Origin of the sequence: Oceanobacillus salinisoli (assembly GCF_009733865.1) — a bacterium.
GTDB classification, from domain to species: Bacteria; Bacillota; Bacilli; order Bacillales; family Amphibacillaceae; genus Oceanobacillus; species Oceanobacillus salinisoli.
The window spans coordinates 1-6,011 of the sequence record NZ_WOFB01000050.1; the positions used below are offsets into that span (position 1 = coordinate 1).

At 36.3% G+C, this 6,011-nt stretch carries 6 protein-coding genes; 1 reads left to right on the forward strand and 5 read right to left on the reverse strand.

Going from position 1 to position 6,011, the window contains the following annotated elements; genetic code table 11:
* Positions 1-122: 122 nt before the first annotated feature.
* From GMJ66_RS19880 to GMJ66_RS19890, 3 genes are all read right to left on the reverse strand, one after another.
* Positions 123-653: a peroxiredoxin family protein gene (locus GMJ66_RS19880; protein ID WP_156292059.1), complete on the reverse strand. Its 531-nt coding sequence runs from the start codon at positions 651-653 to the stop codon at positions 123-125.
* Positions 654-780: 127 nt separating this feature from the next.
* On the reverse strand, positions 781-1,437 hold the full coding sequence (locus GMJ66_RS19885) for a hypothetical protein (protein WP_156292060.1): 657 nt from the start codon (positions 1,435-1,437) through the stop codon (positions 781-783).
* Positions 1,438-1,689: 252 nt separating this feature from the next.
* On the reverse strand, positions 1,690-3,129 hold the full coding sequence (locus GMJ66_RS19890; RefSeq protein WP_156292061.1) for an alkaline phosphatase PhoX: 1,440 nt from the start codon (positions 3,127-3,129) through the stop codon (positions 1,690-1,692).
* A 230-nt stretch (positions 3,130-3,359) separates the two neighbouring features.
* Between GMJ66_RS19890 and tatA the strand changes: the two genes are divergently transcribed.
* Complete coding sequence (gene tatA / locus GMJ66_RS19895; RefSeq protein WP_156292062.1) at positions 3,360-3,566, forward strand: twin-arginine translocase TatA/TatE family subunit; 207 nt, start codon at positions 3,360-3,362, stop codon at positions 3,564-3,566.
* A gap of 218 nt (positions 3,567-3,784) precedes the next feature.
* On the opposite strand, the gene GMJ66_RS19900 is transcribed toward tatA, so the two are convergent.
* On the reverse strand, positions 3,785-5,680 hold the full coding sequence (locus tag GMJ66_RS19900) for an alkaline phosphatase D family protein (protein WP_197046775.1): 1,896 nt from the start codon (positions 5,678-5,680) through the stop codon (positions 3,785-3,787).
* Between the two features lie 128 nt (positions 5,681-5,808).
* A partial coding sequence (locus GMJ66_RS20845; protein ID WP_231514996.1) for a hypothetical protein occupies positions 5,809-6,011 on the reverse strand: 203 nt, incomplete at its 5' end.

Sequence of the window (6,011 nt, forward strand, 5' to 3'; positions counted from 1 at the left end):
CAACCCCCGCATTCGCTCATCCTTTAGCGTATGTGTTGTTTGTCTTATACTTGGGAAGTTAAAATTTTGGCTACAGCGAATCCACTTCCCAGATTAAATTTTATACTTTCATGTAAAAGAGTCTAATCCATCTTTTCAAATTCCTGAACCATCAGTTCATAATTCATTGCACCAATCGATACATAACCAATTCGACCTTCCGAATCTATCAAATAAGAAGTTGGATAGGCATTAACTTGATACATGCTTTCCACTTCTCCTTCTTCATCCATTAAAATTGGAAAAGTTAGTGCATATTCATCTACAAACTCTGCTACGCCTTCCACACTTTTTTCTGTTGCTGTTAAATTGACAGCTAAGATTTCAACATCTGTATCGTCATACAGCTCTTGCATATCCGGCATTTCTGCTCTACACGGGGGACACCAGGTAGCCCAAAAATTAACGAATACTTTCTTCCCGCGATAATCTGATAATTTTACCGTCTCTCCATTTAATGTGGTTAGCTCAAAATCAGGTGCCATTTGACCTTTTGAAGTTCCAACATCCTCTAAAGATGCTCCTGATTCATTCGCATCAGTAGAAATCACAAAATCATAAACCGCCCAACCTAACATTCCGACTATAATAACTCCAAGAATTAATTTTTTCATTACATCTACCTCCGTATTACTTAATCTAGTAAACCATATCCCTTCGATTCATTTAAGCAATAAACTGATTTACGTAGCCTGTGACCAAAAACAGACCACTCCTATGAATTATTATAATAACATCCATCTATTCACATGATGAAACCCTCTTTATATTAACAAGAAGTAGGATATATAAACTAGTTATAAGAACTACTCCGACAAACCATAAATCAATCAAATAGCCAAATATGGTAATATATGGCTGTATAAATGAGAGAATAACTAATCCTAAAGACCAACCTATAATCATAACAGTTATAAGCCACGATTTTGATATACGTTCTTTCAGAAAAAGATAGACGATGATTAATACTCCCAATACAACCATGTACCCGAGCGAAAAATCGTTATTATTCCATGTCAGTTGAATAAATTCATAAATAAATGATCCAACTAAAAATACAGGAATAAACGAATAAAATAAAGTACCTGTATCCATTTGCCTGCGTTTATGTTTATAAAAGAGAAGAACTCCAATTAATAGTACTGCTACATAAAAAGCTCCCGAGTCACTAGGATAAGCTAATAGTGCTAATGGATCATCTAAAAATGTGGAGAAATGGATAATGATTTTCCCAACCCAAATAAAGATGACAAAATTAACGAGTTCAGAAGTCATTTCCCTCATTTGCTTTCTCTTCTCTTCCTTTGGTAAATCACTTATGATATAAAACGCAATCAATCCGGCAAGAATACTTAAAACTATAATGGATATCGATATAATTTTATCAGTTGCTATCAAAAGTAAACCTCCATTAAAAATCTTTCTTATCCTATATCCTACCATACAATTTTTATGTAAAAATATCATGAAAACAATACTCATTTTGAACATAGATGTGACAATTATTTGAACATGTACTTTAACTACTTTATCAATGTAATCTTATCGTAACTCTATTTTCTCTATTTGAGTAAAATAACCTTCGTATGTAGTGCTCAAGCACAAAAAAAGCTGCCCAATGAATGAGCAGCTTTCCAAATCTATTCTAAACTATACGATTGGCATACCATGACGCTGTAATGCTGCGACTTCAAGTTCAGACATTCCTTGTACTTGAGCAAAGCCTGCCACCTCATCTGAAATTTGCGGTGCATAATCTTTCGGTGGAGCAGCATGCCCCATTTGCCGCGCACGTCCTGAATTTCTTTTTGCAAATGGTCCCCAAATCGCTAGAGTTAAACCTGGGCTTTGAATGTTTACGAAAAATGTATTTCCATCAGGCGAAAACACCGGACCAGCTAATTCTGCATTGTTCAGCTTATTTTCAGCAAAAACATACGATTCTCCTTCAGGTGTTAAGCCGATAATTCGGTCTGAACCAGCACCATCCTCTGCTATCCATAAATCTCCCCATGGTGTGATTGTAATATTATCTGGAGATTCTAAATCATTTCTTGACGATGATTCATAGAACATTTCCAATGTATTGGTTGCTGGACTGTAACGGTAAATGGTTCCTGTTCCATTATCGCCTCCAGATGTATCCGAAAACCAGAACACACCGCCTATGAAATGACAGCCTTCTAACCTGGAAAATTGAATACACCCTTGTTGCCCAGCTTCATAGGTAGGTTTTTCTGAATCAACATCCTTCCAAACAACCCCATATTTCCTGCCACCCGAGTAAAACTCACTTGCTTTATTGCTGCTTAATTCTTCAAACGCTGCAGCCTGCAGTTTGCCACCCTTATGCAGTGAACCAATCTTTTGACTGCGATCATTTGGAATATAACGGTAAAAATAACTAGGACCAGCATCTTCTGTCAAATAAACAATTCCCGTTGCAGGATCAACATCAACCGCCTCATGTGAAAAAGCACCCATCTCTCTGATTGGTGTTTTTGACAGATTATTTTCTGGATCATTTGGGTCTACCTCAAAAACATAACCATGCCCTTCATTCAATGTTTCTTCACAAGTAAGCCAAGTACCCCATGGAGTTCCGCCACCTGCACAGTTTCGCACCGTACCAGCTGATGTAACATACTCTTGTTGAACTTTTCGATCATTTCCTACAACAAGTGCAGTTGTTCCACCAGTATTATCTTTGTCATACGGGTTTTTTCCAATAACAGGATTATTGGTTTGACTAGTTAATTCATGATTGCGAACAAGGATGGTAGAGTTATTCTTTCCCTGAAATGCCGCCATACCATCAAACATTGCTGGAATCGGACGACCATCTGAAAGGTTTTTCCCTTCCTCTGAAATTATCCGATACTGAAACCCTTTCGGAATATCAAAAACACCACCTGGATCTTTTACCAACGGACCATAACCACTAAGTGTGCCTTTTGAATTTTGCGATGCAGCTAAAATATTATTTCCACCTGGTGCCAAAAATCCTGTTGCACCTAAAGCAATTGCCGCCGTACTCATTCCGCTCACCTTCAAAAACTTACGTCTGTCCATATTCTCCTTATCATGCATGGTAAGATACCTCCTTTAGGTTTTGAGTTACTCTTTCCTTTAAACTCTATGAAAGACTATTAACTCTACTATTATAATAGCAATTCAATTTTAACCACTTGTTTAACTATTGTAAATTTATAATTAATTATGTCTAATTTAACTTACTCTATTGACCTATCGTGTTAAAATAAATATAACGAGTCAATTACCTTTTCATTTAAAATTATTTATTAAGGAAGGTGTTTACCATGCTATCAACAATAGGAATACCTGGTTTAATCTTAATTTTGATTATCGCTTTAGTAATTTTTGGTCCAAAAAAACTACCAGAAATCGGAAAAGCAGCGGGGCAAACGTTAAGCGAGTTTAAGAAGTCCACCCGTGATTTGACCAGTGATGTTGAAAAGGAAGTAAAAGAAACCAAAGAAATCATTGAAACCGGAGAAAGTAAATAATCAAGTAAAATACACATAACCTTGTGAAGGATGAAGATTGAAGATGTAAGGACTTACCTTGCATCTTCTCTTCATATAACTCTAAGTAACAGTATAAGGAAAACTAGACCTGCTAGAGTGTACGTGGCAGGATTATTCAAACATAGCAATATATTTATTAAGAAATGAAAAGCTCCACCCGTAAAAAGAATGAAGCTGTTTAATCTAAGATATCCGCATTATACTTCAAGTATATGATTATCCTTATTTACTATAATATCTACTTCTCCATTTGGAATTTCGCATTGCCATAATAATGACTTGGTCGATTGTGGCTTTTCTATATTATCTATGGAATATGCTGTGCAAATTGCCTTTGATTTGGTTAAGGTTAACAAGGCATATCCGTGAGTAGTACTATCAAATAATTCAATCCACGGATTTTCAACTTTAATGATATTCTGCAACTCCTTAAATAAAAGTTCTGCAGTTAACGTACTGAGACTTCCAAGCGTCGTTTGCAGCGTACGAACAAGTTCTGAAACGGCCCCATTTGGAATAGGACTGGATGTGTCTGGAACCTCTTGAAGGATATTTCGTATTGCTTCTCTCAGATTACTGGAAGTGACAGAACCAACCATTAATTCGACCCCATATTTTTCTCCGGAATCATTATAATCGTATTGAAGATAAGAAGCTTCAAATGTATGAAAGTCCCCTGTTAAGGCAATGAAATTTTGGATTCCCTCATTCATCACGGTTTGAGCAATAACATCTCTTTCATAAGGAAATCCATCCCATGCATCCAGATTAAAAAATCGATTTAATAGCTTCAACTGTGTGACTTGTACTTCATTGCCCCATATTTTCCAAGTGCTGTCTGTATTTTTCAGCTCTTTAATGAACCAGTCTCTTTGATTAAACCCAAGCATGGAACGATTCGATTTGTTCCTATTTTCACAGCCATTTGTAAAATACCGATCTAATTGGCCTTCACCACAAGGGTGGGCACTTCGATATAGGCGTTCATCTGTCATAAATATGGTAGCTAGATTCCCAATTGTAACACTACGGTAGATTTTAATAGATTCCTCGAAGGATTTAGATGAATCATATGGTACTCTAGCTGGCATATATTCAAACCAGACTTGATTTGCAAATAACCTTCTGCCTGGATCTGATTCTTGATTGTCATCCGGTGCAACAGCTGGGTAGTATGTATCATTAGCAAACTCATGGTCATCCCATATTGCAACCATCGAATGATTTTCATGAAGCTTTTGTAAATCATGATCAGACCGGTATGTTTGATAAAGAGTTCGATAGTCTTCCAGTGTGAATGCCTTACTTTTCCCACTAGGTAGATTAATACGCCTATCTTTCAGGCCTCCCTGATAACTTGCATCCCCAACAGACTCATATACATAATCTCCTAAATGCAAGAAAAAGTCGATTTCTTCATCAGCTAAATGTCTGAGTGCGTTAAAATATCCATTTGTATAATCCTGACATGATATGTAAGCAATCGTTGCTGAATGTACATCACTATCCACTGATGGTAATGTTTTTGATTTTCCTGTATTACTTACTAGACCACTCTTAGTTATGAAGCGATAATAATAGACTTGATTAGGCTCAAGCATCGTGTCCAGGTCGACTCGAACAATATTGTCGTATTCTTTCCAGATTGGGGAGAATCCACTTACTTCAACCGTTGAAAAGTCTTCCGTTTTACTTACTTCAAACATGACAAACTTACCATTTTCAATTTCTTCTTTTAATGATGGATCATTTTTCACCCCTGGCTTTTCCATCCAATATATAAGCTTACTATTTATCTCTATGTTAGAAAAACCAGTTTCTAAACTTGGATCAACCCTTGTCCAAAGCATCATTCCACTATCTGTAGGATCTCCTGATGCAATAGATTGCGGAAACCCTTTACCTGGTTCTTGCTGTGCAATGTACGGGGAAACTTTAGGAGCTGCTCCAACTCGTGATACCATTGTACCTAATTTACCAAGACCAGACGTTTCAAAAGCCAGTACTGCTGTTCCAGCTAGAAAATACTTCAGAAATATTCTTCTTGAATCATCGTATGTCATATTTTCGACTTTCCTAATATCTTTATCCATCATATACCCCTCTCTACTTTTACTACTTTTAGAATACAAGGATCATATGAATAAAGTTTTGATTATCAGTTACAACTCCTTAACATATTGTTAAAATATATTAATAATTATGTTTTTTAATACAAATACTAGATAAACAATAGACTTGGTATAATTAACCCTTCTTCCATTGGATACTGCTTAATTGAATTCCTAATAAGTTTACTGCTATTTATTTCTTTAAGACGTGTAGTTGCTTTTAAGTCATAACAAAAGACCGGATACGATTTAATTCGTATCCGGTCTTTTGTTATATTGCCTGGCGGCGTCCTACTCTCGCAGGGGGAACCCC

Excerpts from the sequence above, each read along its gene's own strand:
- GMJ66_RS19880 (WP_156292059.1), bottom strand. The coding sequence starts at position 653 with ATGAAAAAATTAATTCTTGGAGTTATTATAGTCGGAATGTTAGGTTGG.
- GMJ66_RS19890 (WP_156292061.1), bottom strand. The coding sequence starts at position 3,129 with ATGCATGATAAGGAGAATATGGACAGACGTAAGTTTTTGAAGGTGAGC.
- tatA (WP_156292062.1), top strand. The coding sequence starts at position 3,360 with ATGCTATCAACAATAGGAATACCTGGTTTAATCTTAATTTTGATTATC.
- GMJ66_RS19900 (WP_197046775.1), bottom strand. The coding sequence starts at position 5,680 with ATGGATAAAGATATTAGGAAAGTCGAAAATATGACATACGATGATTCA.